Origin of the sequence: Azospirillum formosense, assembly GCF_040500525.1 — a bacterium.
GTDB classification, from domain to species: domain Bacteria; phylum Pseudomonadota; class Alphaproteobacteria; order Azospirillales; family Azospirillaceae; genus Azospirillum; species Azospirillum formosense_A.
This window is the reverse complement of the sequence record NZ_CP159402.1, coordinates 2,705,158-2,731,540: the sequence shown is the minus strand read 5'-3', so window position 1 is coordinate 2,731,540 and position 26,383 is coordinate 2,705,158. Positions and strand designations below refer to the sequence as shown.

Annotated in this window: 27 protein-coding genes; 6 read left to right on the top strand and 21 right to left on the bottom strand. The window is 69.4% G+C overall.

What is annotated here, in order from left to right:
- Positions 1-63: 63 nt before the first annotated feature.
- From rpsO to rimP, 7 genes are all read right to left on the bottom strand, one after another.
- The gene (gene rpsO, locus ABVN73_RS13065) at positions 64-333 is read right to left on the bottom strand and encodes a 30S ribosomal protein S15 (RefSeq protein ID WP_183177518.1); all 270 of its coding nucleotides are present in this window, start codon (positions 331-333) and stop codon (positions 64-66) included.
- A gap of 15 nt (positions 334-348) precedes the next feature.
- Positions 349-1,287, bottom strand: coding sequence for a tRNA pseudouridine(55) synthase TruB (truB, locus tag ABVN73_RS13060; protein WP_353858356.1), 939 nt, complete (start codon positions 1,285-1,287; stop codon positions 349-351).
- A complete protein-coding gene (gene rbfA, locus ABVN73_RS13055) occupies positions 1,277-1,849 on the bottom strand; it encodes a 30S ribosome-binding factor RbfA (RefSeq protein ID WP_353858355.1) in 573 nt (190 codons plus the stop codon). The genes truB and rbfA overlap by 11 nt, the downstream gene beginning before the upstream one ends.
- 129 nt (positions 1,850-1,978) lie before the next feature.
- Positions 1,979-4,708 carry a translation initiation factor IF-2 gene (gene infB / locus ABVN73_RS13050; RefSeq protein WP_353858354.1) on the bottom strand — a complete coding sequence of 910 codons (2,730 nt, stop codon included), beginning with the start codon at positions 4,706-4,708 and terminating at the stop codon, positions 1,979-1,981.
- Between the two features lie 14 nt (positions 4,709-4,722).
- Positions 4,723-5,442 (bottom strand): RNA-binding protein, encoded by a 720-nt coding sequence (locus ABVN73_RS13045; protein ID WP_353858353.1) that lies wholly within the window; start codon positions 5,440-5,442, stop codon positions 4,723-4,725.
- 30 nt (positions 5,443-5,472) lie between these two features.
- Positions 5,473-7,008, bottom strand: a complete 1,536-nt coding sequence (gene nusA / locus ABVN73_RS13040; protein WP_353858352.1) for a transcription termination factor NusA — start codon at positions 7,006-7,008, stop codon at positions 5,473-5,475.
- Positions 7,009-7,062: 54 nt separating this feature from the next.
- A complete protein-coding gene (gene rimP, locus ABVN73_RS13035) occupies positions 7,063-7,548 on the bottom strand; it encodes a ribosome maturation factor RimP (RefSeq protein ID WP_014238849.1) in 486 nt (161 codons plus the stop codon).
- A gap of 304 nt (positions 7,549-7,852) precedes the next feature.
- On the opposite strand from rimP, the gene ABVN73_RS13030 reads away from it, so the two are divergent.
- Complete coding sequence (locus ABVN73_RS13030) at positions 7,853-8,167, top strand: antibiotic biosynthesis monooxygenase (RefSeq protein ID WP_353858351.1); 315 nt, start codon at positions 7,853-7,855, stop codon at positions 8,165-8,167.
- Here the strand turns inward: ABVN73_RS13030 and ABVN73_RS13025 are convergent.
- The 11 genes from ABVN73_RS13025 to ABVN73_RS12975 all read right to left on the bottom strand — a co-directional run bounded on the left by ABVN73_RS13025 (position 8,145) and on the right by ABVN73_RS12975 (position 19,390).
- Positions 8,145-8,855: a tRNA (guanine(46)-N(7))-methyltransferase TrmB gene (locus tag ABVN73_RS13025; RefSeq protein WP_353858350.1), complete on the bottom strand. Its 711-nt coding sequence runs from the start codon at positions 8,853-8,855 to the stop codon at positions 8,145-8,147. The two genes, ABVN73_RS13030 and ABVN73_RS13025, sit on opposite strands and share 23 nt — an antisense overlap.
- An 87-nt stretch (positions 8,856-8,942) precedes the next feature.
- Positions 8,943-10,112: a methionine adenosyltransferase gene (gene metK, locus ABVN73_RS13020; protein WP_353858349.1), complete on the bottom strand. Its 1,170-nt coding sequence runs from the start codon at positions 10,110-10,112 to the stop codon at positions 8,943-8,945.
- A 255-nt stretch (positions 10,113-10,367) separates the two neighbouring features.
- On the bottom strand, positions 10,368-10,856 hold the full coding sequence (locus tag ABVN73_RS13015) for a helix-turn-helix transcriptional regulator (RefSeq protein WP_353858348.1): 489 nt from the start codon (positions 10,854-10,856) through the stop codon (positions 10,368-10,370).
- Between the two features lie 113 nt (positions 10,857-10,969).
- Positions 10,970-12,574 (bottom strand): apolipoprotein N-acyltransferase, encoded by a 1,605-nt coding sequence (lnt, locus tag ABVN73_RS13010; protein ID WP_353858347.1) that lies wholly within the window; start codon positions 12,572-12,574, stop codon positions 10,970-10,972.
- 197 nt (positions 12,575-12,771) lie between these two features.
- Positions 12,772-13,689, bottom strand: a complete 918-nt coding sequence (locus tag ABVN73_RS13005; RefSeq protein ID WP_353858346.1) for a hemolysin family protein — start codon at positions 13,687-13,689, stop codon at positions 12,772-12,774.
- A complete protein-coding gene (gene ybeY, locus ABVN73_RS13000; RefSeq protein ID WP_145676368.1) occupies positions 13,686-14,216 on the bottom strand; it encodes an rRNA maturation RNase YbeY in 531 nt (176 codons plus the stop codon). Before ybeY ends, ABVN73_RS13005 begins: the two co-directional genes overlap by 4 nt.
- A complete protein-coding gene (locus ABVN73_RS12995) occupies positions 14,216-15,232 on the bottom strand; it encodes a PhoH family protein (protein WP_247888286.1) in 1,017 nt (338 codons plus the stop codon). The genes ybeY and ABVN73_RS12995 overlap by 1 nt, the downstream gene beginning before the upstream one ends.
- A gap of 92 nt (positions 15,233-15,324) precedes the next feature.
- Positions 15,325-16,713 (bottom strand): tRNA (N6-isopentenyl adenosine(37)-C2)-methylthiotransferase MiaB, encoded by a 1,389-nt coding sequence (gene miaB, locus ABVN73_RS12990; protein ID WP_353858345.1) that lies wholly within the window; start codon positions 16,711-16,713, stop codon positions 15,325-15,327.
- A gap of 261 nt (positions 16,714-16,974) precedes the next feature.
- Positions 16,975-17,808 (bottom strand): lysophospholipid acyltransferase family protein, encoded by an 834-nt coding sequence (locus tag ABVN73_RS12985; RefSeq protein WP_353858344.1) that lies wholly within the window; start codon positions 17,806-17,808, stop codon positions 16,975-16,977.
- Between the two features lie 28 nt (positions 17,809-17,836).
- Positions 17,837-18,661, bottom strand: coding sequence for a GNAT family N-acyltransferase (locus tag ABVN73_RS12980; protein WP_353858343.1), 825 nt, complete (start codon positions 18,659-18,661; stop codon positions 17,837-17,839).
- A gap of 312 nt (positions 18,662-18,973) precedes the next feature.
- Positions 18,974-19,390, bottom strand: a complete 417-nt coding sequence (locus tag ABVN73_RS12975) for a MucR family transcriptional regulator (protein WP_014238866.1) — start codon at positions 19,388-19,390, stop codon at positions 18,974-18,976.
- 91 nt (positions 19,391-19,481) lie between these two features.
- On the opposite strand from ABVN73_RS12975, the gene ABVN73_RS12970 reads away from it, so the two are divergent.
- Positions 19,482-19,736 carry a sulfurtransferase TusA family protein gene (locus ABVN73_RS12970; RefSeq protein ID WP_353858342.1) on the top strand — a complete coding sequence of 85 codons (255 nt, stop codon included), beginning with the start codon at positions 19,482-19,484 and terminating at the stop codon, positions 19,734-19,736.
- A gap of 3 nt (positions 19,737-19,739) precedes the next feature.
- On the opposite strand, the gene ABVN73_RS12965 is transcribed toward ABVN73_RS12970, so the two are convergent.
- Both ABVN73_RS12965 and tsaB read right to left on the bottom strand, forming a co-directional pair.
- Positions 19,740-20,252 carry a GNAT family N-acetyltransferase gene (locus ABVN73_RS12965; RefSeq protein WP_353858341.1) on the bottom strand — a complete coding sequence of 171 codons (513 nt, stop codon included), beginning with the start codon at positions 20,250-20,252 and terminating at the stop codon, positions 19,740-19,742.
- Positions 20,249-20,935 carry a tRNA (adenosine(37)-N6)-threonylcarbamoyltransferase complex dimerization subunit type 1 TsaB gene (tsaB, locus tag ABVN73_RS12960; RefSeq protein WP_353858340.1) on the bottom strand — a complete coding sequence of 229 codons (687 nt, stop codon included), beginning with the start codon at positions 20,933-20,935 and terminating at the stop codon, positions 20,249-20,251. The genes ABVN73_RS12965 and tsaB overlap by 4 nt, the downstream gene beginning before the upstream one ends.
- A 101-nt stretch (positions 20,936-21,036) precedes the next feature.
- Between tsaB and ddpX the strand changes: the two genes are divergently transcribed.
- Together ddpX and ABVN73_RS12950 are read left to right on the top strand one after the other, a co-directional pair.
- Positions 21,037-21,603, top strand: a complete 567-nt coding sequence (gene ddpX, locus ABVN73_RS12955) for a D-alanyl-D-alanine dipeptidase (protein WP_353858339.1) — start codon at positions 21,037-21,039, stop codon at positions 21,601-21,603.
- Between the two features lie 212 nt (positions 21,604-21,815).
- On the top strand, positions 21,816-22,871 hold the full coding sequence (locus ABVN73_RS12950) for a polysaccharide deacetylase family protein (protein WP_353858338.1): 1,056 nt from the start codon (positions 21,816-21,818) through the stop codon (positions 22,869-22,871).
- A 70-nt stretch (positions 22,872-22,941) separates the two neighbouring features.
- Here the strand turns inward: ABVN73_RS12950 and ABVN73_RS12945 are convergent, their stop codons facing one another.
- Positions 22,942-23,493 (bottom strand): NifU family protein, encoded by a 552-nt coding sequence (locus tag ABVN73_RS12945; protein ID WP_353858337.1) that lies wholly within the window; start codon positions 23,491-23,493, stop codon positions 22,942-22,944.
- Positions 23,494-23,601: 108 nt separating this feature from the next.
- Here ABVN73_RS12945 and ABVN73_RS12940 point away from each other — a divergent pair, with 108 nt between their 5' ends.
- Both ABVN73_RS12940 and ABVN73_RS12935 read left to right on the top strand, forming a co-directional pair.
- Positions 23,602-24,882: an adenylate/guanylate cyclase domain-containing protein gene (locus ABVN73_RS12940; RefSeq protein ID WP_353858336.1), complete on the top strand. Its 1,281-nt coding sequence runs from the start codon at positions 23,602-23,604 to the stop codon at positions 24,880-24,882.
- Between the two features lie 30 nt (positions 24,883-24,912).
- Positions 24,913-26,379 (top strand): fused MFS/spermidine synthase, encoded by a 1,467-nt coding sequence (locus tag ABVN73_RS12935; RefSeq protein ID WP_353858335.1) that lies wholly within the window; start codon positions 24,913-24,915, stop codon positions 26,377-26,379.
- Positions 26,380-26,383 lie beyond the last annotated feature (4 nt).

Below are 26,383 nucleotides of genomic sequence, written 5' to 3'. Positions count from 1 at the left end.
TGCGGCGGATCGAGCGCGGATCGGGACGAATGTTCGGTCACCAGGACGGACGCCTTTTTGAAATCAGCGACGCAGGCCCAGACGCTCGATGAGCGTGGCGTAGCGGCCGTTGTCCTTCTTCTTGAGATAGTCGAGAAGACGGCGGCGCTGGCCGACCATCACCAGCAGACCACGGCGGGAGTGGAAGTCCTTCTTGTGGCCCTGCAGGTGCTCGGTCAGGTTCCGGATGCGCTCGGACAGGATCGCGACCTGGACCTCGGGCGAGCCGGTGTCGTTGGTGCCGCGGGAATATTCCTTAATGAGTTCCTGCTTGCGATCGGGCGTGATCGACATCGGGGTCTCCATCGTTCATAGGTTGAGAACGCGCACCGGACGGACCTCCGCCCCCTCCACGCGCGCCAGCGCCACCGGCTTGCCACCGAAAAGCGCAATGACGGTGCCATCCCCACCAACATCGCCGCGCAGCGCCGTGAGGCGTTCGCGGTCCTGCCGGGTGAGGAGTGCCACCGTCTGGCCGTGCTTCAGTCGGTGCGCTTCCGCGTCCGTCAGGGCCAGCGCCGGGATGTCGTCCAGCGCGGTCTCGATCGGCAGCAGAAGTCTTTCGACCGCGGCACCTTGCTCCATCGCGGTCAGATCGTCCAGGGAAATCGCCCCGTCCAGCGTGAAAGACCCGACGCGCAGGCGTCGCAGATCGCGGATGTGCCCCACCGTCCCCAACCGTTCGGCGAGGTCGCGGGCGATGGAGCGGACGTAGGTGCCCTTGCCGCAATCCACCTCCAGCACGGCGTGGTCGGCGTCCGGCGTCTCGATCAGTTCCAGCCGGTCGATACGCACGGTGCGCGGGGCGATGTCCACCACCTCGCCCTCGCGGGCGATGTCGTAGGCGCGCTCGCCGTTGATCTTCAGCGCGCAGTACTGCGGCGGAATCTGCTCGACGAAGCCCAGGAAGCCGGGCAGAGCGGCGCGGATCGCCTCGGCGTCGGGACGCGCCGCGGCGGTCTCCACCGCCGTCCCCTCGCGGTCGTCGGTGGTGGTGCGGGTGCCCCAGGCCACGGTGAAGCGGTAGGTCTTCTCGCCGTCCATGGCGTAGGAGACGGTCTTGGTCGCCTCGCCCAGCGCGATGGGCAGGATGCCGGTGGCGATGGGGTCCAGCGTGCCGCCGTGCCCCGCCTTCTCGGCGTTGAGATGGCGGCGCACCTTGGACAGAGCCTGCGTCGAGGTCATCCCCGCCGGCTTGTCGAGCACGATCCAGCCGTGGATCGCCTCGCCCTTGCGCTTACGAGCCACGGCGCCCCTCGTTCCCACCGCCGTTGCCCTCATCCTCGTCGTCGTCCTCGTCGTCGAGGTCGTCATCGTCGTCGAGGTCGTCCGCCTCGATCGCGTCCTCCTCCTCGTCCCAGCCGTCGTCCTCGTCGTCATGGTCGTCGTCGCCGTTCACGCGGTCGGCGAGCGAGCGGTAGCCGACGTCGCGGGCGACCGCCGGGCTGTGCAGGATGGCGTCGATGCGTCCGGCATAGTCGAAGGAGGTGTCGGCCTCGAAGCTCAGCGTCGGGGCGTGGCGCAGGTTGATGGCGCGGGCGATCTGGCCGCGCAGGAACGGGGCCGCGCGGCGCAGCGCGGTCAGCGTCTCGTCCATCGCACCGCCGCCCAGCGGGGTGACGAAGGCGGTGGCGTTGCGCAGGTCCGGGCTGATCCGCACCTCGGTCACCGTGACGTTCAGGTCCGCCAGTTCGGGGTCGTGGAAGTCGCCGCGCCGGAACAGGTCGGCCAGGGCGTGGCGGATTTCCTCGCCGACGCGGAGCTGGCGCTGGGACGGCGGCTTTCCGGCCAGATCGTGTTTCTTTCTCATGCTGTCGATCCCGAATGCGGTGCGGAAGGGAGTCGTCCCTCCGCGAAAACGCGACAAGGGCGCACGGGCGCCCTTGTCATCTGTAACGTCGTCTGCGACCGGTCCGAGAGCCGGGGTGCGGCGGCGGGCTTACAGCTCGCGCGCCACCTCCTCGATCTCGAAGGCCTCGATGATGTCGCCGGCCAGGATGTTGTCGTAGTTCTCGAAGGCCATGCCGCACTCGTAACCCTCGCGCACTTCCTTGACCTCGTCCTTGAAGCGCTTGAGCGTCTTGAGCGTGCCCTCGTGAATGACGACGTTGTCGCGCAGCAGGCGGCAGCCGGCGCCGCGCTTGACGGTGCCCTGCGTGACCATGCAGCCGGCGACCTTGCCGACCTTGGTGATGTTGAACACCTCGCGGATCTCGGCGTAGCCGATGAAGCGCTCGCGCAGGGTCGGCGACAGCATGCCGGTGAGGGCCGCCTTCACGTCGTCGATCACGTTGTAGATGATCGAGTAGTAGCGGATCTCGACGCTGTCGCGCTTGGCCATGTCGCGGGCCTGCGGGTTGGCGCGGACGTTGAAGCCGATGACCATCGCGTTGGAGGCGTTCGCCAGCGTGATGTCGGACTCGTTGATCGCACCCACCGAGGCGTGCAGCACGCGGACCTTGACCTCGGTGTTCTCCGCCGTGAGCTTCTCCAGGGCGTTGGAGATCGCTTCGATGGAGCCCTGCACGTCGCCCTTGATGACGACCGGCAGTTCCTTGGCCTCGCCGGCCTGGATGCGGCTGAACATGTCCTGCAGCGAGCCGCGGGCCGACGCCGCGTTGGCGGCTTCGCGCTTCTTGCGCTGGCGGAACTCGGCGATCTCACGGGCGCGGGCTTCCGACTCGACGACGGTGAAGTCGTCGCCGGCGAGCGGCGTGCCGTTGAGGCCGAGCACCTCGACCGGGCTGGCCGGAGCGGCCTGCTCGACGCTCTGGCCGCGGTCGTTGACCAGGGCGCGGACGCGGCCCCACTCCGACCCGGTGACGAACACGTCGCCGACCTTCAGCGTGCCGCGCTGGACCAGCACGGTGGCGACCGAGCCGCGGCCGCGCTCCAGCTTGGCCTCGACCACGACGCCCTCGGCGGTGCGCTCCGGGTTGGCCTTCAGCTCCAGGATTTCCGCCTGCAGGAGGATGGCCTCCTCCAGCTTGTCCAGGTTGCGCTTGGCCTTGGCCGAGACTTCCACGGTCTGGATGTCGCCGCCCAGCTCTTCCACGACCAGCTCGTGCTGGAGCAGTTCCTGGCGGACACGCTCCGGCTTGGCGTCGGGCAGGTCGATCTTGTTGATGGCGACGATGATCGGAACCTTCGCGGCCTTGGCGTGATGGATCGCCTCGATCGTCTGCGGCATGACGCCGTCGTTCGCGGCGACGACCAGCACCACCACGTCCGTGACGTTGGCGCCGCGGGCGCGCATCTCGGTGAAGGCGGCGTGGCCCGGCGTGTCGATGAAGGTGATCTTCGCACCCGACTCCAGCTGCACCTGATAGGCGCCGATGTGCTGGGTGATGCCGCCGGCCTCGCGGCTGACCACGTCGGTCTGGCGCAGGGCGTCGAGCAGCGAGGTCTTGCCGTGGTCGACGTGGCCCATGATCGTGACGACCGGCGGACGCGGCATCAGCGCCGTTTCCGCATCGTCGTTGAGGCGCAGGCCGACCTCGACGTCCGCCTCGGACACGCGGCGGACGCGGTGGCCGAACTCGGAGATGATCAGCTCCGCCGTGTCGGCGTCGATCGTCTGGTTGATGGTGGCCATCACGCCCATGCGCATGAGCTGCTTGATCACGTCGGCGCCGCGTTCCGCCATGCGGTTCGCCAGCTCCTGGACGGTGATGACCTCGGGCAGCACGACGTCGCGGGTCACTTTCTGCGTCTCCTGACGGCTCATCTGACGGAGCCGCTCGCGCTCACGGGCACGGCGGACGGCGGCCAGCGAGCGCGTGCGCTCACCACCCTCGTCGCTCAGCGCCTGCGAGACGGTCATCTTGGAGCCCTTGCGGCGATCGGCGCCCGGAGCGGCCTTGCGGACCGGCGCCGGCGCCGGGGCCTTCTTGTTCCCGGGCTTGCCGCGGCGGTCGTCCTCTTCCTCGCCGAAGCGGGGAGCGGCCGGAGCCCCCGGACCACGGGCGGCCGGAGCCTCCGTGGTGGCGGCGGTGCGCGCACCGGCCCCGCCGGCGGCGGGACGGGCGCCCGCGCCCTGCGGACGCGTCTGCTCGGTGTCCTTGCGCTTGGCCTCCTCGGCCTCCTTGCGCTTGGCTTCCTCTTCCTGGCGGCGGCGCTCGGCCTCCTGGGCCTTGGCGCGCTCCGCCTCCTCGATGCCGCGCAACTCGGCCAGCTCGCGCTGGCGCAGCGTCTCGGCGTCGAGGATCTCCGGCTCCTCCTCGACCACCGGGGCCGGCTGGGAGGCCGCCTCCTCGGCGGCGCGGGCAGCGGCTTCGGCGGCCAGGACGGCGGCCTCGGCCTCCTCCTCGGCGCGGCGGCGGTTGTCTTCGGCCGCCCCCTGCAGAGCACGGATGCGCGCTTCGCGTTCCTGGTTGGTCAGTTGACGGACGGCACCGCCGCCGCCGCGCTGGCGCTGGCCCGGCACGCCGCGGACGGGAATGCCCTGGGCGGCCTGACGCGCGGCGGCGCCGCCGTCGGCCACGCCCGGCAGGGCGCCCTTCTCCACGGCCCGCTTACGCTTGACCTCCACGGTCACGGGCTTCGACCGGCCATGGGAGAAGCTCTGCCGGACCTGGGTCTCGACCGGCTTCTTCAGCTCCAGCTTCCCTTTGCCGGAGCCGGAGAGGTGCAAGACTTTCTTTTGGTCCTGGTCGTTGCTGTCGGTCATCGGTTCCCGAATGGTCAGACGTTGCTTACGTGGCCGGCCGGCGGAGAGCCGGCGACAAAGCCCTTGATACCCTTGAGACGCGCGGAGTCGCGTGCCAATCCCTTGGCCAGCTTCCCGCGCGCCACCACCGCATGCACGGCGTTTTCCCGCCCCAGGGCCGCGGCCATCGCCGCGGCGTCGAAGAGGTCCACGACCGGCATATCCGGCGCCAGCGCTGTGATCTTGCCCCGCTGGTCGGGCGAACCGTCGCTGGCCTCGACCAGCAGATAGGGCGGTCCGGCGCGTCCGACCTGGTTGGTCTTCAGCGCCTCGCGCACCTTTTCGTATCCGGCCAGAGCCTGCCCGGCCCGGCGCGCCAGCCCGAAGGCATCCAGGCACCGCCGTTCCAACAACCGCTCCAGCCGTTCCGCCAGATCGGGCGGGACGCGCACCGCGCGCCGCGCCGCCTTGGCGAACATGTTCTTGGCGATGGCCTTCGTAAAGGCCGCCTTGTCCCCTGACAACCAGAGGCCGCGGCCCGGAAGCCGTTCCTCCAGATCGGGCACGATCTCGCCGTCGGGTGATACCACGAAGCGGATCATGCCGTCTTTCGGCTGCACGGTTCCGGTGGCGATGCAGCGGCGCAGCGGGCCCTTTTCCAGGTCCGCCGGCAGCAGCGTCTCCTCTTCGGCCGCGAGGCCGTCCGGTTCACCGTCCGCCGGAGTCTGTTCGTTCCTGTCGCTCAGCCCAACCATCCGTACCGTTTGTGCGTCCTGTATCCCGGCTCAGCTCTGCGCCGCCTGGTCGTCGGCGGAGGGTTGCGCCTCGGCGGGCGCGCCCTCCTCGCCATCGAACCAGTGGGCACGGGCGGCCATGATGATCTCGTTGGCCTCGTCTTCCGTCGGGGCCTCCTTGCCGAGAATGTCCCGCAGCTCGTCCGCGGCGAGATCGGCGAGGTCGTCCATCGTCTTCACCCCGTTCTCACCCAGCTTGACCAGCAGGGTGGGGCTGAAGCCGGTGATTTCCGCCACCGCGTCCTCGACGCCGAGCGCCTGGCGCTTCTCGGTCATGCGGACGTCCTGCTCGTCGAGGAAGTTCAGGGCGCGCTGCTTCAGCTCCTCCGCCACGTCCTCGTCGAAACCCTCGATCTCGGCCAGCTCCTCGGTCTCGACGTAGGCGATCTCCTCCACGGAGGTGAAGCCCTCGGCGACCAGGAGATGGGCGATCACGTCGTCCACGTCCAGCGCTTCCATGAAGAGCTGCGAGCGGCTGCGGAATTCCTCCGACCGGCGCTCCGACTCCTCCTGCTCGGTCAGGATGTCGATGTCCCAGCCGGTGAGCTGGGTGGCGAGCCGCACGTTCTGGCCGCGGCGGCCGATGGCCAGCGACAGCTGGTCGTCGGGCACCACCACCTCGATGCGGCTGTTGTCCTCGTCCATCACGACCTTGGCGACCTCGGCCGGGGCCAGGGCGTTGACGATGAAGGTCGCCGGCTCCTGGTTCCACTGGATGATGTCGATCTTCTCGCCCTGCAGCTCGCCGACGACCGCCTGGACGCGGCTGCCGCGCATGCCGACGCAGGCGCCGACCGGGTCGATGGAGCTGTCGTGGCTGATCACCGCGATCTTGGCGCGCGAGCCCGGGTCGCGGGCGACCGCCTTGATCTCGATGATGCCGTCGTAGATCTCCGGCACTTCCTGGGCGAACAGCTTCGCCATGAACATCGGATGCGTGCGCGACAGGAAGATCTGCGGGCCGCGCGCTTCCTCGCGGACGTCGTAGATGTAGGCGCGCACGCGGTCGCCGTTCTTGAAATGCTCGCGCGGCAGCAACTCGTCGCGGCGCAGGATCGCTTCGGCGCGGCCCAGGTCGACGGTGACGTTGCCGTATTCGACGCGCTTGACCAGACCGTTGACGATCTCGCCGGTGCGGTCCTTGTATTCGTTGAACTGGCGCTTGCGCTCCGCGTCGCGGACCTTCTGGACGATGACCTGCTTGGCCGTCTGGGCGGCGATGCGGCCGAAGTCGATGGGCGGCAGCGGATCGACCAGGAAATCGCCGACCTGGGCGCCGGGCTTGCGGCGCTGGGCGTAGGCGAGGGTCACCTGGGTCGCCTCGTTCTCCACCGCCTCGACCACCTCCAGGTGGCGGGTCAGGTGGATGTCGCCCGTCTTGCGGTCGATGCGGGCGCGGATGTCGTGCTCGTGGCCGTACTTGGAGCGCCCGGCCTTCTGAATCGCCTGCTCCATCGCCTCCAGGACCTCGTCCCGGTCGATGTTCTTTTCGCGGGCAACCGCGTCAGCGACTTGCAGCAGTTCCATCCGTCACACTTCCTGGACTGGCGTTTGTTCTTCGAGTGAAGCCCGGAGCGGCCGTCAACCCTGGCCCTGGCTGGCGCGGATCAATTCATCCGTCAAGACCAGCTTGGCGCGCAGGATGTTGTCGAACTCCAGCCGGGCGGCTCCCTGTTCCGATTCGATGCACACGAGGCCGTCGTCGACGCCCTTCAGCATGCCCTTGAAGCGCTTGCGGCCATCGACGGCGAGCCGGGTCTCCAGCTTGGCCTCGAAACCGGCGAAACGCTCGAAATCCTTCAGACGGGTCAGCGGCCGGTCGATGCCGGGCGAGCTGACCTCCAGCGTGTAGGCGCTCTTGATCGGATCTTCAACGTCGAGCACCGCGGAGATCGCGCGGCTGATGTCGGCGCAGTCTTCGACCGTCATGGGCGCGCCGTCGGCGCGTTCCGCCATGACCTGCAGAACCATGCGCTGCCCACCGGTCAACTGCACACGCACGAGTTCGTAGCCCATGGCCTCGACCGACGGCGTGATGATCTGCTCGATACGACCGGTTGCTTCCATTCCACCTGACCCGCCCCCGCGGTCTCCCCTGGCACAGCGCCCTGGGACCAACACGGGGATTCCATACGCTGATAAAAAAATAAGTGGGCCAAGGCCCACCCGCAAAGCGTCCCGCCGGCCCGGTTTCCCGAGCCGCCGATCCGTATGGGTTCATGCGGTGAATATAGACATTCCGGAGCAGGCCGCAAGCGCTTTTCCGCAAAGTCCTATGCCCAGGCCTTGGTGGAGGGCTTTGGCCGGGGTATCGTCAAGCCCTCGGCGGCCGCCGTGCCTCCCGGAAAACACCCTCGGAACGGAGGCCGCCGTGATCCTTGAAACCGCTCTCCTGACCGTCAGGCCCGGCCTGGGCACGGCCTTCGAACGGGCGATGGTTGAGGCGCAGCCCCTGATCGTCGCGACTCCGGGCTTCCTCGGGCTGGAGGTGCGGCCCTGCCTGGAGGCGCCGGACCGCTACCTTCTGCTCGTCCGCTGGGAGCGGCTGGAGGACCACACCGAAGGCTTCCGGGGATCCGACCGCTACGCCCGCTGGAAGGCACTGCTCCACCGTTTCTACGACCCGTTCCCGGTGGTGGAGCATTACGGCGAGCCGGTGGCGTCTACCCCCGCGCCTTGCGGATGAAGCGCATGAAGACCGGCTTGCGCCCGGCCTCGATGGCCTTCTCCTCGTAGCGGGTGGGCGGCCAGTCCGCCGTGCGGCGGCGCCAGTCGGACGGGCCGCGGGCGGTCCATTCGAAGTCGGGGTGGCGGACCGTGTGCTCCAGCATCCAGCGCACCAGCCCCATGTCGTCGCTGGCCAGACGCAGTTCCGCCCCGTCCTTCAGAACGCGGGCGAGGCGCGGCAGATTGTCCGGGCCGATGAAGCGGCGTTCCCAATGGCGTTTCTTCGGCCAGGGATCGGCGAACAGCACGAAGGCGCGCCCGATGGAGGCGTCCGGCAGCGCGTCGAGCAGCGGGCGGGCGTCGTCCGGCAGGATCCGGACGTTGTCCTGGACCTTCTCGTCGTCGACGAGCTTGAGCAGGCCGGCGACGCCGTTGATGAAGGGTTCGGCGCCGATCACGCCCACGTCGCGGTTGTTCGCCGCCTGCCACGCCATATGGTGGCCGCTGCCGAAGCCGACCTCCAGCCAGATGTCGCGCATGGGGGCGGCGAACAGGGCGTGGGGATCGACGCGGTCGCCCGGCTGCGGCACCGGGATTTCCAGCGACGGCAGGAGCCCATCGAGCAGCTCGGTCTTGCGCTTGCGGAGCGGGCGCCCCTTGCGCCGCCCATAGAGCCTCTTGGACGAGTCCAGGAAGGAGTCGGTCATCGTGACAGCATGGTCCCAAAACGAACGCAGGGGCCGTACGGCCCCTGCGTCCCGGACGAACGGGTCCGGTCTTGGAAGAAGCCGCTCTTAGAAGAAAGCGGTGCGCAGATCGTTGACGAGGTCGGTCTTCTCCCAGGAGAAGCCGCCGTCGGCCTCCGCCTCGCGGCCGAAATGACCGTAGGCGGCGGTGCGCGCATAGACCGGACGGTTCAGGCCCAGATGCGTGCGGATGCCGCGCGGGGAGAGGTCCACCAGCTTCTGCAGGACCTCCGACAGCCGGTCCTCGTCCACCGTGCCGGTGCCGTGGGTGTCGACATAGACCGACAGCGGCTTCGACACGCCGATGGCGTAGGAGAGCTGGATCGTGCAGCGCTCGGCCAGGCCGGCGGCGACCACGTTCTTGGCGAGGTAGCGCGCGGCGTAGGCGGCCGAGCGGTCGACCTTCGTCGGGTCCTTGCCGGAGAAGGCGCCGCCGCCGTGCGGGGCGGCACCGCCGTAGGTGTCCACGATGATCTTGCGGCCGGTCAGGCCGGCGTCGCCGTCCGGGCCGCCGATGACGAAGCGGCCGGTCGGGTTGACGTAGAAGTTCGCCTCGTCGCACATCCAGCCCGCCGGCAGGCAGTTGAGGACGTGCGGACGGACGATCTCGCGCACCTCCTCCTGGGTCAGGCCCTCGGCGTGCTGGGTGGAGACGACCACCGCGGTGGCGCGCACCGGCTTGCCGTTCTCATACTGCAGCGTCACCTGGCTCTTGGCGTCGGGGCCGAGCTGCGGGGCGGCGCCGGAGTGGCGCGCCTCGGCCAGCGACTTCAGGATGGCGTGGCTGTAGTAGATCGGCGCCGGCATCAGGGCCGGGGTCTCGTTGCAGGCGTAGCCGAACATGATGCCCTGGTCGCCGGCGCCTTCGTCCTTCTCACCGGCGGCGTCGACGCCCACGGCGATGTCGGCGGACTGGGAGTGGACGAAGCACTTAACGTCCATCTTCTCCCAATGGAAGCCGTCCTGCTCGTAGCCGATGTCCTTAACCGCGGCGCGGGCGACCTGCACCAGCATGTCGGGGGTGATGCTCTCGGGCCCGCGCACCTCACCGGCCAGAACGATCTGGTTGGTGGTCGCCAGCGTCTCCACCGCCACACGGGCGTAGGGGTCGTGCGACAGGTACAGATCGACGATCGCGTCGGAGATGCGGTCGCACACCTTGTCCGGATGGCCTTCGGACACGGACTCGCTGGTGAACACGTAGTTGAGCTTGGCCACGACGAACCTCGGCAATGGGCGGGTGCTATTCAACAGAAGATTTTTGGGAGACCGGCGCAGCACCCACGGAAAGCCAGTCGTTTGCCGTATGTGACAAGGTTTGCGTTCCAGGTCAAGCGATCTCCCCGCGGTTGGAGGAGGCGGGTAGAAATTCCCCTTAAAAATGACATCGGGGAACGGGCCGGAGGGCCGCGTTCCCCAATCGTCCTGCCGTCCGGATTGCTTCCGGTTGTTCGGCTCGGGCTTTCGAACCCTTTATTCGGCCGCTTCGACCATGCCGGAATTGGCGACGGCCTTGGTCAGCTCGAACAGGCGCTTGCGCACCGACGGGTCGTTGATGCGGTAGTAGGCGCGCACCAGCTCCAGCGTCTCGCGCTTGGCCATCGGGTCCGGCTCGTAGCCGCCCGAACGCTCCTCGAAACCGGCGCCGCCGGCCTCGTCGTCGTCAACCGGGGCCGCGGCGGCTTCCGCCGGCATGTCGTCGAAGAAGAAGGACACCGGCACGTCCAGGACGCGGCTGAGGTCGAACAGGCGCGAGGCGCCGATGCGGTTGGCGCCGCGTTCGTACTTCTGCACTTGCTGGAAGGTCAGGCCGATGGCCTCCCCCAGCTTCTCCTGGCTCATTCCCAGAAGGGTCCGGCGCAACCGGACGCGGGAGCCGACGTGAACGTCGATCGGGTTCGGCTTGCCCGTCTTGGGGCGACCGGCAGCGGCCCGGCGGCCCCGCGTTTCTGTTGCTGGCATTGCTCTAATTCCCTGAAACAGTTGTGCAACCTTGATACGACATATCCATGTATGCAGTCAAGGGCACCCGAGCGCTCCCGATGCGCGTGATTGAAAAAAGAGTCTCGGTTGCGCTAACCGCGATGTCGTGCGCGCAGGCCCACCGCGAAACAGGTCAAAAGAAGCAACCCAAACGCGCCGTCGCCCACACGTCCGTAGAGAGTGGGGGTGGGCAGCGCCTCCGGCAAGGCCGCATCGACCACACCCCTGTGACCAAGCGGAAGCATGGCCGTGATGCGGCCGTGGGAGTCCACGACGCCGGAGATGCCGGTGTTGGCGACGCGGACCAGCGGCATCCCCTCCTCGACCGCGCGGGTCCGGGCGATGGCGAAGTGCTGGTGAGGGCCGGCGGTGTTGCCGTACCAGGCGTCGTTGGTCAGGTTCAGCATCCAGCGCGGCCGGGTGGCACCGTCCCGCGACGCGGGCAGCACCGCGCCGGGGAAGATGACCTCGTAGCAGATCAGCGGGCTGACCGGCGGCAGGCCCTTGAGGTCCAGCGACACCGGTCCCGGCCCGGCGGAGAACTCCGCCCCGTTGCCGGCGATCGCCCCGACCGGCAGCCAGCGGCGCAACGGCATGTACTCGCCGAAGGGCACGAGGTGGAACTTGTCGAAGCGCCCCGTCACCGCCCCACTGCCGTCCACCGCCGCCAGGCTGTTGTAATAGAGCGGCTCGCCTTCCGGCCCGGCCTCCATCCGCGGCACCCCGGTGATGAGCAGCCCGCCCGGCGGGGTGACCGACCCCAGCGCTTGGCGCAGGCTGGCGTCCTGGTCGAGGAACAGGGGCACCGCGGTCTCCGCCCAGATCACATGGGTGATGGGTCCGGCGGTTGCGGGATCCGCGGCGGGAGCGACGGAGAGTTCCATCTGCTGCTGGACGTTGCGCACCCGCTCGCCCGCCGCCCATTTCAACCGCTGGTCGATGGCCGGCTGGACGAGCCGCAGTCGCACGTCCGGAACCGTCGCGTCCGACGCCCCGGCCAGCCGCAGCCCGCCCCAGGCGCCCAGCGCCGCGAACAGCGCCAGCCCGGCGGCCAACGTCCCCCAGGCGCGGCGGCGCGGCACCGCCGGGTCGGAAAGCGCCACCGGCAGCGACGCCACCAGCACGGTCAGCAGGCTGAGGCCATAGACACCGATCAGCGAGACGCCCTGCAGAACCGGCAGGACGCCCGTCCAGCCATAGCCGATCAGGTTCCACGGGAAGCCGGTGAAGACATGGCCGCGCAGCCATTCGAACAGCGCCCAGGAGGCGGCGAACAGGAACACCCGCCCCAGCCCCCGTCCCTTCAGCGTCCAGGCCAGCAGCGTGGCGAAGCCGGTGAACATCGCCAGCAGGATCGGCAGCCCGGCCGCCGACAGCGGCAGCGCCCACCAGAAGCGGTCGATGTCGGTGAACAGAGCCGCGCTGATCCAGTAGAGGCCGAGCAGGTGATGGCCGAAGCCGAAGAACCAGCCGACCGCGAAGGCCTGCCGCTTGGTCCGCGCCCCGTCGAGCAGCCAGAGCAGCCCCGGAAAGGCGATCAGAAGCAGCGGCACCGCGTCGGCCGGCGGCAGCGCCAGCGTCGCCAGCCCGCCGAACCCCGCCGCCGCCAGCAGCCGGCGCCAGCCGGTCAGCCCGGCCAGGCCCGCGGACAGGCGGCCCAGCCGGGCCGGGGTGGTCGTCATGTCGGTGGCGGTCAAGGGAAGGAACTCCGGAAGCGGGTGGGCCGGTGCGGCGAAACGGGCCGGTCTGGAAACGGAATCACGAAAAAGGCACGAAAACACCAAGAGGGTCGCAAAGACGCCCCCGCACCAGCCGTGATGCCGGTGATGCGATAGAGCCTCTTTGCGCCGTCTTTGTGTCCTTCGTGCCTTCGTGGTGAAAGACCCCGGGAGGCTTACCCGACCTCGGCCAGGGCCGAATTCTCGGCGGGGGCGGTGCGGACGCGCAGCCGCTTGATGCGGCGTGGATCGGCCTCGACGATCTCGAACTCCAGCCCGGAGGGATGGACCAGCATCTCCCCCTTGCCCGGCACCCGCCCGGCCAGCGACACGACGAGACCGCCGAGCGTGTCGATGTCCTCGCGCTCCTCCTCGGTCAGGAAGGCGCCGACGCGGTCCTCGAAATCCTCGATGGAGACGCGGGCGTCGGCGATGATCGAGCCGTCGGGACGTTCCACGAAATGGGGAGTCGCTTCCTCGTCGTGCTCGTCCTCGATCTCGCCGACGATCTCCTCGACCAGATCCTCGATGGTGACGAGTCCGTCGATGCCGCCGAACTCGTCGACCACCAGCGCCATGTGCTGGCGCTTCTGGCGCATCTGGACCAGAAGGTCGACCACCGGCATGCTGGGCGCGACGATGCTGAGATCGCGCACGATGTCCTTGAGTTCGACCGGCGTCCGGCTGGCCATCGCCACGAGCACGTCCTTGATGTGGACCATGCCGACGACGTCGTCGAGCGTTTCACGGAACACCGGCAGGCGGGAATGCGCTTCCTCCGCCATGCGCTGGACGAGGGCGGGGAACGGCGTGTCCACCTCCACCGCCACGATGTCCGCGCGGGGCACCATCACGTCGTCGACGGTGCGGTCCCGCAGCTTCAGGATGTTGGCGAGCAGGGCACGCTCGCCCGCCCCCAGCGATCCCTCACCGCTGTCCTGATCCTCGATCAGGTCCTCGATCGTGGCGCGCAGGGTGGCATCGTCGCGCCCCCCCAGAACGGTCCTCATCCACCCGCGAAACAGGTGGCCCAAGGATTGTTGATCGTCGGCCCCGTCTTCACGGGGCGTTCGACTGTCGGAAATCTCGCTCATCGGTCCGGTGGTTGTTCGTCCAGGTTCGGCTCTCCGGGCGGAGAGCGCGTGGCGGCGTACGGATCGGCGATTCCGAGGGTCGCGAGCACATCGGTTTCGAGCTGCTCCATCTCCTCGGCCTCGTCATCCGTCTCGTGATCATACCCGAGCAAATGAAGAACGCCATGCACCACAAGGTGGGTCATATGGTCCGAAGGGGTTTTACCCTGCTCGGCGGCTTCACGGGCGACGGTCTCCCAGGCCAGGATCACGTCGCCCAGCATGACCGGCGCGTCCTCGCCCAGTTCGGGCTCCTCCGCCTCGGTCAGGGCGAAGGACAGGACGTTGGTCGGCTTGTCCTTGCCACGGTATTCGCGGTTCAGGCGGTGCACCAGCGCGTCGTCGGCCAGCACGACGGACAGCTCCGCCGGCCCCTCATCCTCGTCGTAGGTGACGGAGAGCGCAGCCAGCGCCGCCTGTTCGCACAGCCATTCGGCGTTGTCCGCCCACTCGCCCGCTTCACGTGAAACGACGACGTCGACGGCCATCACGGTGTTCCCTCCCCGTCCGGGGCCGGCCGGCGCCGGCCGTCGGCGCGGGTGCCCCGGGCACGGTCCTCCGCGGCCCGGTCGTTCTCGGCGCGGGCGCCCTCGGCACGGTCATAGGCGCGGATGATGCGGGCGACCAGCGGGTGGCGCACCACGTCGGCGGCGGTGAATTGGACGAAGCGGATGCCCTCCACCCCTTCCAGGATGTCCAGCGCCTCGCGCAGGCCGGACTTGGCGCCGGCCGGCAGGTCGGTCTGGGAGATGTCGCCGGTGACCGCCATGCGGCCCCCCTCGCCCAGGCGGGTGAGGAACATCTTCATCTGCATCGGCGTGGTGTTCTGCGCCTCGTCCAGGATGACGAAGGCGTTGGCGAGCGTGCGGCCGCGCATGAAGGCGAGCGGCGCGATCTCGATCTCGCCGGACTCCAGCCGCTTCTTCACCTGCTCCGCCGGCAGCATGTCGTGCAGCGCGTCGTAGAGCGGGCGCAGATAAGGATCCACCTTCTCCTTGAGGTCGCCGGGCAGGAAGCCCAGCCGCTCCCCCGCCTCGACGGCGGGGCGCGACAGGATGATGCGGTCCACCTGGCCGGTGGTCAGCAGCGCCACCGCCTGGGCCACGGCGAGGTAGGTCTTGCCGGTGCCGGCGGGGCCGAGGCCGAAGACCATCTCGCTTTCCGCCAGCGCCTGCAGATAGGCCGCCTGCATGGGGGAGCGCGGGGTGATGGCGCCCTTGCGGCGGGTGCGCACCGCAACCTCGCCCCGGCTGAGCGTCGCCAGATTCTGGTCGCGCACCGCGCCGCCGACGCCGGTCGCCATGCGGACGGCGGCGTCCACCTCGCCGGTGCCGACGGTCATGCCGCGCTTCAGGCGCTCGTAGAGGGCGTCGATGGCCGAACGGGCGGCTTCCGACGATTCCGCCGGGCCGGCGATGGTCAGCGTGTTGCCGCGGGAGATCAGGGAAACGCCCAGCTGGTTCTCAATGCGGGCGAGGTGGCGGTCATGCTCCCCGTACAGCATCGGCAACAGCCGGTTGTCGTCGAAGTTCAGATCAATCCGTTGATCTGGGCGTTGATCGGAGCGCTGGTCAGGGCGCTGATCGGGCAAGCCGTTCAAACGGTCGCCTCCACGGGTTGCGTGCCGGTGGCGGAGCTGCGGTATTCACCGGTCGCCACGCTGCCGGCAAGGCTGTTCGGATGGGCCGCGTCGATGCGCACCGCGACGATGCGGCCGAGCAGCCGCTCGTTGGCCTCGGCGTGCACCGACTGCAGAAAGGGGCTCTTGCCCAGGAGCTGGCCGGTGCGCTTGCCGACGCGGTCGAACAGGACCGGCACGGTGCGCCCGACGAAGCTCTCGTTGAAGGCCTGCTGCTGCGCGTTCAGCAACTGCTGGAGCGCGGCCAGACGGGCCTCCTTGACATCCTCGGGCACCTGGGCGTGCTCCAGCGCCGCCGGGGTGCCGGGGCGCGGGCTGTACTTGAAGGAATAGGCCTGGGCGTAGCCGACGTCGGTGACGAGGCGCAGCGTCGCCGCGAAATCGGCGTCGCTCTCGCCGGGGAAGCCGACGATGAAGTCGCCCGACAGCGCCAGGTCCGGCTTGGCGGCGCGCAGCCGGTCGACGATGCGGCGGTAGTCGTCCGCCGTGTGCTTGCGGTTCATCGCCGCCAGCACGCGGTCCGACCCGGCCTGCACCGGAAGATGCAGGTAGGGCATGAGCTGCGGCACCTCGGCGTGGGCGCGGATGAGGTCGTCCTCCATGTCGCGCGGGTGCGAGGTGGTGTAGCGGATGCGCTCCAGCCCGTCGATCTCCGCCAGTTCGCGGATCAGGCGCCCGAGGCCCCAGGTGGTGCCGTCCGGCCCATCCCCGTGCCAGGCGTTGACGTTCTGGCCGAGCAGGTTGATCTCACGCGTGCCGCCGGCGACGAGGCGCCGGGCCTCCGCCACGATCTGGGCGCCGGGACGGGAGAACTCGGCGCCGCGGGTGTAGGGCACCACGCAGAAGGTGCAGAACTTGTCGCAGCCCTCCTGCACCGCCAGGAAGGCGGAGACCCCCTGCCCGGCGCTCTCGTCCGGCAGGAAGTCGAACTTGGACTCCACGGGGAAGTCCGTGTTCAGGACGCTGCCCGCCTTGCGGCTGGCCTTGGCCACCATCTCCGGCAGGGTGTGGTAGGTCTGCGGCCCGAAGACCATGTCCACGAAGGGGGCGCGGGCGACGATCTCCTCGCCCTCGGCCTGGGCGACGCAGCCGGCCACCGCGACGATCATGCGGCCGTCGCCGGCCTCCGCCTTGACGTCCTTGAGCTGGCGCAGGCGGCCCAGCTCCGAGAACACCTTCTCGGAGGCCTTTTCGCGGATGTGGCAGGTGTTGAGGATCACCATGTCGGCGCCGTCCGGCTCGTCCACCGGCCGGTAGCCCAGAGGTGCCAGGACATCCGCCATGCGGGCGGAGTCGTAGACGTTCATCTGGCAACCCCAGGTCTTGATGAAGAGCTTCTTACTCAACGATCCCTTCCACAGCGCTGAACGATCCGACCAGCCGCGATCCTGGCCGACCGTATCTTGGCCGACCGTGATCTCGACAAATGCAAAAACGCGCGCCTGGACGGCACCGGCCAGGCGGCGCAATCCGGCGCGCGACCCGCCGCGTCGCGGCATCGCACCCTGCCGATATGGTAGCACGAGTGCGGGAAAACGAGTCAATCGTGCCCGCGCGCCGACCAATCATTTCGCGGCCCGTTTATTTCGCGGTGTGGAAAGTTTCCGTCACGCTGTTGCGGCGGGCAACGGCTTTCCGGACACCGCGCGCTCCACGCCCCGCGCCACGGCGCGCTGGCAATGGTCGGCGAGGGCCTTGCGGCTGGAGAAGCCATCGATGGTCACGGGGGGATGGAACTCCACCTCCACCGTCATGCGGCCCAGCGTGAAGACGGTCCACAGATGGGGGGCGAGATCCATGTCGCCGTACCACGCGTAACAGGGACGGAAGGCGATCCCCATCGGGATGCCGTCCAGCCGCGTCGGCGCGATGCTGACCGGCTGGACGGTCAGCGGCCGGTCCCCGATGCGGCGGGCGGCCACCGCGAACAGCGCCGTCTTGAAGGGGAGCGTGCGGTTGCCGTCGCTGGAGGTGCCTTCGGGGAACAGGATCAGGCTGTCGCCGGCGTCCAGCCGGGCGCCCAGCTCGTCGCGCTGCTTCTCCACCCCGGAGCGGGCCTTGCGCTCGACGAAGACGGTCTGCTGGAGCTTCGCCAGCACCCCGAAGAAGGGCCAGCCGGCAACCTCGCTCTTCGCCACGAAGGAGCCCGGAATGACCGACCCCAGCACCGTGATGTCGAGGTAGGAGGAATGGTTGGAAACGAACAGCACCGGCCCGTCCGTGGCGCGTTCGCCGCGCACCACGACGCCGATGCCCAGGATGGCGGCGCAGACCCGGTGGTAGAATTGCGGGATGCGGTGGCGCAGCGGCGAGCGCAACGCGACGGCCAGCGCCTGCGCCGGGATCAGCAGCAGCGTCCACAGCAGATATACCGCCAGGCGCAGGCCGCCGCGCACCGGCGATCCCAGGGCGCGCGCACCGGTTGCATCCACCGCCGTCATGCCACCCGTCTCCTGATGCCGTCGCAAATCACGCGATCTGGGCGTCGCGGCTGCGCCGCTCGTAATGCTTGGAGTACTTGTTGGTGATCAGGTCGGTCTTCACCACGATCGACACATCGGTGGTGTTGAACTGGTGATCGATCACCGCGCCGTCGCCGATGAAGCCGCCCAGCCGCAGATAGCCCTTGATCAGCGGCGGCAGAACGGACAGCGCGCGCTTGGGGTCGATCCGGTCGCGGGGCATCAGGTCCATGCCGACATAGCGTTCCGGCAGCGCCACCGGGCGCAGCTCCTCCGGGGCCAGATGGAAGTGGTGCAGGTAGGCGAGCGGCTCGGCCATCGCCACCGGGTCGGTGCCCGGCAGGCTGGCGCAGCCGAACATCACCGCGATGTCGTGGTGGAAGACATAGGCCGCGATGCCCCGCCACAGCAGCTGCATGCTGCTGCCGCGCGTGCGGTAGGCCGCATCGACGCAGGACCGCCCCAGCTCCAGGATTTCCCCCGGATAGCTGACCAGCCGCCCGATGTCGTATTCGTCGCTGGAATAGAAGCGCCCGGCCTTGGCCGCCGCCGGGCGGCGGATCAACCGGTAGGTGCCGACCACGGATTCCGGGCCGTCGCCGCGGGCGTGGTCGATGACCAGCAGATGGTCGCAGATGGTGTCGAAATCGTCGAAGTCGCGATGGCGCGCGGCCATGTCCGGCGACGGCACCGCCGACATCTCTTCGTAGAAGACGCGGTAGCGCAACGCCTGCGCCCAATCGATCTCGGCGGCGCTTTCGGCCAGCCGAACTTCGAGGGAGCCCATGCGCAGATCCGAAGAGCTGCCCTGGTCCGTGCCTGTATCAGCCATACTCGACGCTTTGCTGGCGTTGTTCGGGTCGCGGCAACCGCCGGTTCTCCATCCGGAGCCCGGTCGGGCACGGAACAGGGATAACACGAATGGCCGGTTGCCGGTCAACCGCGACGTGACGATCCCGCCCCGGCAAGCCCGGACTCCGGGCAAGCCACAGGGTCCGGCCCCGGCGAACGGGGACGGCGGCGCGGCAATGATCACGCGGGAAGGAAGAAGCGGTCACATCCGGGCGATGGGGTTCCGGGGCGGACCGGACCGAACAGCGGCGGTCCGCCGGACACCAACGCACAAGCTTGATGGACCTGGACCTCAGGCCGCGCCGCGGCGGGCGCGGGTGCCGAGACCGATCTGCTTGGCCAGCGAGCTGCGCTGGCGGGCGTAGTTCGGGGCGACCATCGGATAGTCGGCCGGCAGGCCCCAGCGGTCGCGGTATTCCTCCGGCGACATGTCGTAGGCCGTCTTCAGATGCCGCTTCAGCATCTTCAGCTTCTTGCCATCCTCCAGGCATACAATGTAGTCGGGAGTGACGGACTTCTTGATGGGCACCGCGGGCTGCGGACGCTCCTCAGTCGCAACTGGCTCGGTCCCGACATTCGCGAGTGACTTGTACACCTGCTCAATCAGCGTCGGAAGATCGCCGAGAGCGACTGTATTGTTCGAGACATGCGCCGCCACGATCTCCGTGGTCAGAGACAACAGCGCGTTGGAAGGGTTACCATTGCTCATGTAAGCTTGCTCCGCAGCTTGGCGTTCCTCTCCATATAAAGAGGTTTGTGGCCGCGCGCAATATCCATCCTTTGCTCTTAAAGAGGAAGCAGTGTACGAAAAAAATTCTCCGGATTTGTTTTTGGACATCACCAACGAGGTGTGCCCGTTAACCTTCGTCAAGACCAAGTTGTCGGTGGAGCGCATGGCGGCCGGGCAGACGCTTGAAGTCCGGCTGAACGCTGGCGAACCCTTGGAGAATGTACCCCGATCCTTAGCCGAACTGGGCCACTCCATTCTCGCCGTGACGCCCGAAAATCCGGATGAGCCGGACGGAGTGCACCGCCTGTGGGTTCAGAAAGGTTAAGGTTTATTTGTCGGTGTACGAATACCGCAACACCAGGGCGGCAACCCTTCCGTCCGCCCTGCGGTAATAGCCGGGACGACGGCCCACGGCAAAGAAACCACATGATTGATACAGGAATTGCGCCGCGCCATTGTCTTCGGCGACTTCAAGGAACAGCGCCGTGGCGCCCAGCGCCCGCGCGCCGTCCAGCGCCGCCGCGACCAGACGCCGCCCGGTCCCCTGCCCCCGCGCGTCGGCGCGAACGCCGACGGCGATGATCTCGCCGTCCTCGGCGGCAACCCGCGCGAGCAGGAAGCCGACCGGATCGTCGCCCTCCGCGCCCTCCCGCAAGGCCAGCGCGGCGAAGAAGCCGGGCTGGCCGATCAGGCTGGCGACCGCCTCGCTGCCCCAGGGATCGTCGGGAAAGCACCCCTGCTGCAGGGCCGCGATCACCGCGGCGTCGGCGAGGCCGGCCGTTTGAAGTCGGACCGGATGGGACATCCCGTAACCGGACGTCCCGGGCGGGGCCGCCGTCATGCCGTCTTCCGCGGCAGCGAGACGTCGGGCGGACGCAGGTAGAAGGGCTGGGCCGGCAACCCGGCCTCCCGCCGCGCGCCCAGGGTGGCGACCACGGCGGCGTCGGGCGTTCCCGGCCCGGCGGCGAAGGCGGTGTCGGCACGCCCCTCCAGGAGCGGGCGCAACGCCGCCGCCCCGTCCCCGGCGACCAGCAGCGGCCGGGTTCCGTCCCCGCCGGAGAGCAGCCGGTCGAGCCAGCCCGGCACCGCGGCGGGCTCCAGCATGGCCGGTTCGCCGAACGGCGTCAGGTCCGGGTGGAAAAGTTGCAGGAACGGCTCGGCGCGGCGGGAATCCACGGCGACCAGAACGGTCCGGCCGTCCCGCTCCGCCTCCGGCAGGCCGTGGGCGATCGCATCGAAGCTGGTGACCCCGACCACCGGCAGCCCGGCGGCGACGGCGAAGCCGCGCGCCGCGGCCAGCGCGATGCGCAGACCGGTGAAGGCGCCCGGCCCGACGGTCACGGCGATGCGGTCGAGCGCGTCGAAGGCGCAGCCGGCGTCCGCCAGAGCGGCCTGCGCCAGCGGCACCAGAGCCTCCGCCTGCCCGCGGGCCATCGGCTCGCGCCGCCGCGCCGTGACGGCGCCGTCGTCCCACAGCGCCGCCGAGCAGCCGGAGGTCGCCGTGTCCAGTCCCAGAACTCTCATCGCCTCACACGCGTCGTCAGGTCCGCCATCTTCAAAGCCCCACTTCAAGCCTGGGTCAAGAGCGTGATAGACAGCCCCGACCTTCCCTGACGGCATGGATCATGCTCACACCCATCGCACCACCGGACTTCGACGTCGACATCGAGCTGCTGTACGCCACGCCGGACAACCTGACCGGGGTGCCCATCTACCGGCACCCGCATTGCCTGCTGCACCCCGACGCGGCGGTGGCGCTGCGCGCGGCGATCCGGCTGGCGCGCGGCATCGGCTGCCGGTTGCGGCTGTACGATGCCTTCCGCCCGGTCGAGGCGCAATGGGCCTTGTGGCGGGCGCTGCCCGATCCCTCCTACATCGCCGACCCGTCGGCCGGCTCCACCCATTCCCGCGGCGTCGCGGTGGACCTGACTCTGGCCGACGGCAACGGGCGCCCGCTGGACATGGGCACCGGCTTCGACGACATGACCGAACAGTCCCACCATGGCCGCACCGACCTGACCACCGAGCAGCAGCGCAACCGCGCCGCCCTCCTCGGCGTCATGACGGCGGCGGGCTGGCGGCATTACAGCTGCGAGTGGTGGCACTACCAGCTGCCGGACGAGCAGCGCTACCCGCTGCTGACCGACGCCGCGCTCGGTGGCCTGATGATGGGCGGGCTGAGGACGGGATGAGGACGGGCTGAACCCCCGTCAGTCCGGCCCCGGCCGGACACCATAGGGCCTAATGTCACTGGGGTTGTTGCAAGGCTGCATCACGAAAGCGCCCGAAGCGCATCGTGCGTGTTGCGGACTTGTTCGCGGCGCCATGCCTGTGCCACACCAGCCCTTGCGCAGCCGGGCCCCGGTCCGGCCGCGCGACCGTTCCGCACCCACGACAGGCCGCCATGCCGTTCCGCCGCGCCGCCGCACTCTTCGCCGTGGCCGCCGCCTGGACCTTCCAGGCCCTGGCGGGAAGCCCCGGCGTTGCGGCGCCCGGCGTCGGGGTGGATGGGACGGCGAGCACCGCCGTCGTCTTCGCCTACGATCGCTTCGGCGAGGACCAGACCCCGTCCATCAGCATCCGCATCGACCAGTTCGAAGCCCATCTGGACGAGCTCAAGGACGGCGACTATCAGGTCCTGCCCCTGCCCCGCATCCTGGAGGCGCTGCGCAGCGGCGCGCCGCTGCCCGACCGCACGGTGGCGATCACCATCGACGAGGCCAGCCGCTCCGCCTTCCGCGAGGCGTGGCCCCGGCTGAAGGCGGCGGGCCTGCCCTTCACCCTGTTCGTGGCGACCGATGCCGTCGACCGCGGGTCGCCCGCCCACATGACCTGGGCGGAGGTGCGGCAGCTCGCCGCCGCCGGGGTCACGCTCGGCGGGCTCGGCGCTTCCACCCAGTCGCTGGTGTCCCGCCCCGCCGAGGAGGTGAGGGCGGAGCTGCGCCGCATGGCCGACCGGCTGCAGGCGGAGACCGGCCAGCGCCCCGCGCTGTTCGCCTACCCGCAGGGCGAGGTGTCGTCGGCGGTGCGGACCATCGTGACGGAGCAGGGCTTCGCCGCCGCCTTCGGCCAGCAGTCGGGCGTCCTGCACCCGCAGGCCGACCGGGCGACCCTGCCGCGTTTCGTGATGAACGAGAGCTTCGGCAGCGTGGACCGCTTCCGGCTGGCCGCCAGCGCGCTGCCGCTGCCGGTGACCGACCTGACGCCCGACGATCCGCTTCTGACCGTCAACCCGCCGTCGATCGGCTTCACCGTGTCGGACGAGATCGGCGACATCGCGCGTCTGGCCTGCTTCGCCGCCGGCCAGGGCCGCACCGCGCTGGAGCGCGTGACGGAGGACCGGGTGGAGGTGCGCATCCGCGCCCCCTTCCCGCCGGGCCGCACGCGCGTGAACTGCACTCTGCCCGCCCCCGAGGGACGCTGGCGCTGGCTGGGCATGCAGTTCGTGGTTCCGGAATAGTTGGCCGGATCAGGCGGAGAGACACCGGCGGGCACGGCCGGCACAGGCCGCGCCCGTCCGGTGAAAGCGGTCAGCGGACGGCGCGGACCTCGACCACCTCGGGAATGTAGTGGCGCAGCATGTTCTCGATGCCGGCCTTCAGCGTGGCGGTGGAGCTGGGGCAGCCGGAGCAGGCTCCCTTCATCTCCAGGTACACCACGCCCTCCTCGAAGCCGTAGAAGGTGATGTCGCCGCCGTCCTGGGCCACCGCCGGGCGCACGCGGGTGTCCAGCAGCTCCTTGATCTGGGTGACGATCTCGTCGTCGTCCGCGCTGGCGGCGTGGCCGTCGCCGGTCTCTTCCAGCAGCACCGGCCGGTTGGCGGTGAAATGCTCCATGATGACGCCGAGGATCGACGGCTTCAGCAGGAACCACTCCTTGTCGCCGGCCTTGGTGATGGTCACGAAATCGGCGCCCAGGAACACGCCCTGGACCCCGTCGATCTCGAACAGCCGCTGGGCCAGCGGCGAAGCGGCGGCAACATCGCGGGACGGGAAGTCCGCGGTGCCGCGTCCGAGCACGTCACGCCCCGGCAGGAACTTGAGAGTCGCCGGGTTGGGCGTCTGCTCGGTCTGAATGAACATGGTGATATCCTCCATCGGCGCCGAACAACACTGGCGGCGTAGGCGAAACTTGGGCAGAATCCGCCGACAGATCAAGCATCGCATCTTTATGGTTATCGATCCGTGAGCATGGCACCGCCCGCGGCCGCCGCACCGTCCATCCCTGCGGCCACCCCTGCGGCCCCATCCATCGACGCCGCCGCGCGGGAGGTCGTCGAATGGCTGTTGCTGGAAGGCCGGCACGCCCCCGGCTTCGAGACGATGATGGACCGCTTCTGCCGGCGCCTGATGGCGTCCGGCGTCCCGTTGCTGCGCGTCGTCTGCGCCCTGCCCCTGCTGCACCCGCAGATCCGCACCATCGCCTTCTTCTGGCGCCGCAACGCCGAGCAGGTGGAGATCGCCACCCGCGCCCACGGAACCGAGACCAGCAACGAATACCTGACCAGCCCCTTCGCCACCCTGATCGAGGACGGCGCCGACGGCCTGCGCTATCGGCTGGAGCAGATGGAGCCACCCTACCCATACCCGGTCTTCGCCGAGCTGAAGGCGCAGGGGGCGACGGACTATGTCGCCATGACGGTGCTGTTCGCCGGGGGGCGGCGCAACGTGCTGAGCTTCACCACCGACCGGCCCGGCGGCTTCTCCACCGCCGATCTGGCGCTGGTCGACGCGGTGCTGCCGGCGCTGGGCGCGGTGCTGGAGACGCTGGCGCTGCGGCGGCTGGCGACGACGGTCCTGGACACCTATGTCGGCCACCGCACCGGCGCGCGCATCCTGTCCGGCGACATCCGCCGCGGCACCGGCGCCAACGTCCGCGCCGTGCTGTGGTACTGCGACCTGCGCGGCTTCACCTCGCTGGCCGACCGGCTGCCGCGCGAGGAGCTGATCGCCCTGCTGAACGGCTATTTCGAGATCATGGGCGGCGCCGTGGAAAGCCGCGGCGGCGAGATCATGAAGTTCATCGGCGACGCCATGCTGGCCATCTTCCCGCTGGAGGAGAGCGACCCGACCGGGGCGGCCGCCTGCACCAAGGCGCTGGACGCCGCGCAGGAGGCCCTGACCGACATGGCCGCCCGCAACGCCGAACGCGCCGCCTGGGGCCAGCCCACCCTGCGCTGCGGCATCGCGCTGCACATGGGCGAGGTCATGTACGGCAACATCGGCTCCGCCAACCGGCTGGACTTCACCGTCATCGGCCCGGCGGTCAATCTGGTCAGCCGGATCGAGGGGCTGTGCAGCCGGCTGGAGCGCAACGTTCTGACCTCCGCCGAGGTGGCGGAGGCCTGCGCCAGCCGCCTCGTCTCGGTCGGCTGGCACCCGGTGAAGGGGCTGAACGACCCGATCGAGGTGTATGGGCTGAAGGAGCAGGCAAGGACCAATGAAGAGACCGATGAAGGGACCGATGATTAGGGCGATGCAACGACACCCCGGCTGCCGGCCTTGAGCGGTCCCTCCCCCTCCCCCGCCCGCCCGTCCCTCCGCTCCTTCGCGCTGGCCGCCGCCGCCTTCTCGGCGGGCTGGTCGCTGATGATGATGGAAATCCTCGGCGGGCGGCTGATGGCGCCGCATTTTGGCTATTCGGTCTATCAGTGGGGCGCCGTCATCGGCGTGGTGATGACCTTCATGGCCGCCGGCTACTGGACCGGCGGGCAGCTCGGCGACGGGCCGAAGGCGGTGCCGGCGCTGCGCGCCGCCCTGCTGGCCGGGGTCGCCGCCGCGGCGCTGACGCCCTGGCTGGGCAAGCCGATGCTGGCCGATGCCGCGGGCCGCTTCAACGCGGTCGAGGGGTCGGTCGTCGGGGCGGCGCTGATCCTTGGGCTGCCGTCCTTCGCGCTGGCCATGGTGTCGCCGATCTGCGCGGGCCTGAGCAGCCTGACCGGTGCGGCGGCGGCGGGGCGGATCTACGCGGTCGGCACGCTGGGCAGCATCGGCGGCACCTTCTTCGCCTCCTTCTACGCCATCCCGCAGGTCGGGGTGTCGGCGGGCTACGCGTTGGCGGCGGTCCTGCCGGCGCTCGCCTGCCTGTTCGTTCCGGGTGGGAAACGGGTGGCCGCCGCCGCGGCCCTGGCGGTGCCGCTGGCCTGGGCCGCCGGCCATGGCGAGGGCCAGGGCTTCGCCCTCTACCGCGAGACGCCGCACAACACGATCATGGTGCAGGAGGACGCCGAGCAGATCCGCCTGCATCTGAACGTGGCCTGGGCCACCCAGTCGCGTCTGCGCAAGGACGGCGGGCCGACCGGCCTCTATTACGACCTGTTCGCCACCGTCCCCGCCTTGGGCAACGGCACGCGCGTCCTGGTGCTGGGTCTGGCCGGCGGGGCCGCCGCCAAGGAAATCCTCGACGTCTGGCCCGGCGCCGACATCCTGGGGGTGGAGCTGGACCCCGCGGTGGTCGAGGTGGCGCGCGAAAAATTCGGCCTGCGGCCCGAGGTGCGCGTCGCCGTGGAGGACGCCCGCCGCCATGTCGAGCGGTCGCCGGAGCAGCACGACGTGGTGATCGTCGATCTCTACTCGACGGCGCTGATCCCCTTCTTCACGGCGACGAGGGAGTTCTTCGCGGCGGTGGAACGGCGGGTGGCGCCGGGCGGGGTGCTGGTCATGAACGTCGCCTCCCCCATGGACCGCGACGCCCTGGTCGGGCCGCTGGCGGCAACGCAGGGGGCGGTCTTCCCGTCGGTGTACGTCGCCGACGCCGGACGCGGGAACTATCTGCTGATCGCCACGAAGGAGGCGCGTACGCTTAACGAGCTGAGCGTACGCCTGCGCGCCGTTCCGCCGGGTGCGGCGTACGCGGCCTCGCGCATCCTGGAGACGCTGGCCCCCGCGGAACTGGCCGGGCACCCGGTGCTGACCGACGACCGGTCCGACATCGACCAGCGCAGCCTCACCGCGCTTTATGGCCGCTAAAGCG

Coding starts and splice junctions, on each gene's coding strand:
- ABVN73_RS12985 (WP_353858344.1), bottom strand. CDS start 17,808: ATGACGGCGGTGGATGCAACCGGTGCGCGCGCCCTGGGATCGCCGGTG.
- ABVN73_RS12965 (WP_353858341.1), bottom strand. CDS start 20,252: ATGACGGCGGCCCCGCCCGGGACGTCCGGTTACGGGATGTCCCATCCG.
- infB (WP_353858354.1), bottom strand. CDS start 4,708: ATGACCGACAGCAACGACCAGGACCAAAAGAAAGTCTTGCACCTCTCC.
- ABVN73_RS12995 (WP_247888286.1), bottom strand. CDS start 15,232: ATGCTGTACGGGGAGCATGACCGCCACCTCGCCCGCATTGAGAACCAG.
- nusA (WP_353858352.1), bottom strand. CDS start 7,008: ATGGAACTGCTGCAAGTCGCTGACGCGGTTGCCCGCGAAAAGAACATC.
- ABVN73_RS13015 (WP_353858348.1), bottom strand. CDS start 10,856: ATGCCAGCAACAGAAACGCGGGGCCGCCGGGCCGCTGCCGGTCGCCCC.
- ABVN73_RS12945 (WP_353858337.1), bottom strand. CDS start 23,493: ATGTTCATTCAGACCGAGCAGACGCCCAACCCGGCGACTCTCAAGTTC.
- ddpX (WP_353858339.1), top strand. CDS start 21,037: ATGCTCACACCCATCGCACCACCGGACTTCGACGTCGACATCGAGCTG.
- ABVN73_RS12940 (WP_353858336.1), top strand. CDS start 23,602: ATGGCACCGCCCGCGGCCGCCGCACCGTCCATCCCTGCGGCCACCCCT.
- ABVN73_RS13045 (WP_353858353.1), bottom strand. CDS start 5,442: ATGGTTGGGCTGAGCGACAGGAACGAACAGACTCCGGCGGACGGTGAA.
- ABVN73_RS13005 (WP_353858346.1), bottom strand. CDS start 13,689: ATGAGCGAGATTTCCGACAGTCGAACGCCCCGTGAAGACGGGGCCGAC.
- ABVN73_RS12980 (WP_353858343.1), bottom strand. CDS start 18,661: ATGGCTGATACAGGCACGGACCAGGGCAGCTCTTCGGATCTGCGCATG.
- rbfA (WP_353858355.1), bottom strand. CDS start 1,849: ATGAGAAAGAAACACGATCTGGCCGGAAAGCCGCCGTCCCAGCGCCAG.
- ABVN73_RS13025 (WP_353858350.1), bottom strand. CDS start 8,855: ATGACCGACTCCTTCCTGGACTCGTCCAAGAGGCTCTATGGGCGGCGC.
- ABVN73_RS12950 (WP_353858338.1), top strand. CDS start 21,816: ATGCCGTTCCGCCGCGCCGCCGCACTCTTCGCCGTGGCCGCCGCCTGG.
- rimP (WP_014238849.1), bottom strand. CDS start 7,548: ATGGAAGCAACCGGTCGTATCGAGCAGATCATCACGCCGTCGGTCGAG.
- ABVN73_RS12975 (WP_014238866.1), bottom strand. CDS start 19,390: ATGAGCAATGGTAACCCTTCCAACGCGCTGTTGTCTCTGACCACGGAG.
- rpsO (WP_183177518.1), bottom strand. CDS start 333: ATGTCGATCACGCCCGATCGCAAGCAGGAACTCATTAAGGAATATTCC.
- tsaB (WP_353858340.1), bottom strand. CDS start 20,935: ATGAGAGTTCTGGGACTGGACACGGCGACCTCCGGCTGCTCGGCGGCG.
- ybeY (WP_145676368.1), bottom strand. CDS start 14,216: ATGGCCGTCGACGTCGTCGTTTCACGTGAAGCGGGCGAGTGGGCGGAC.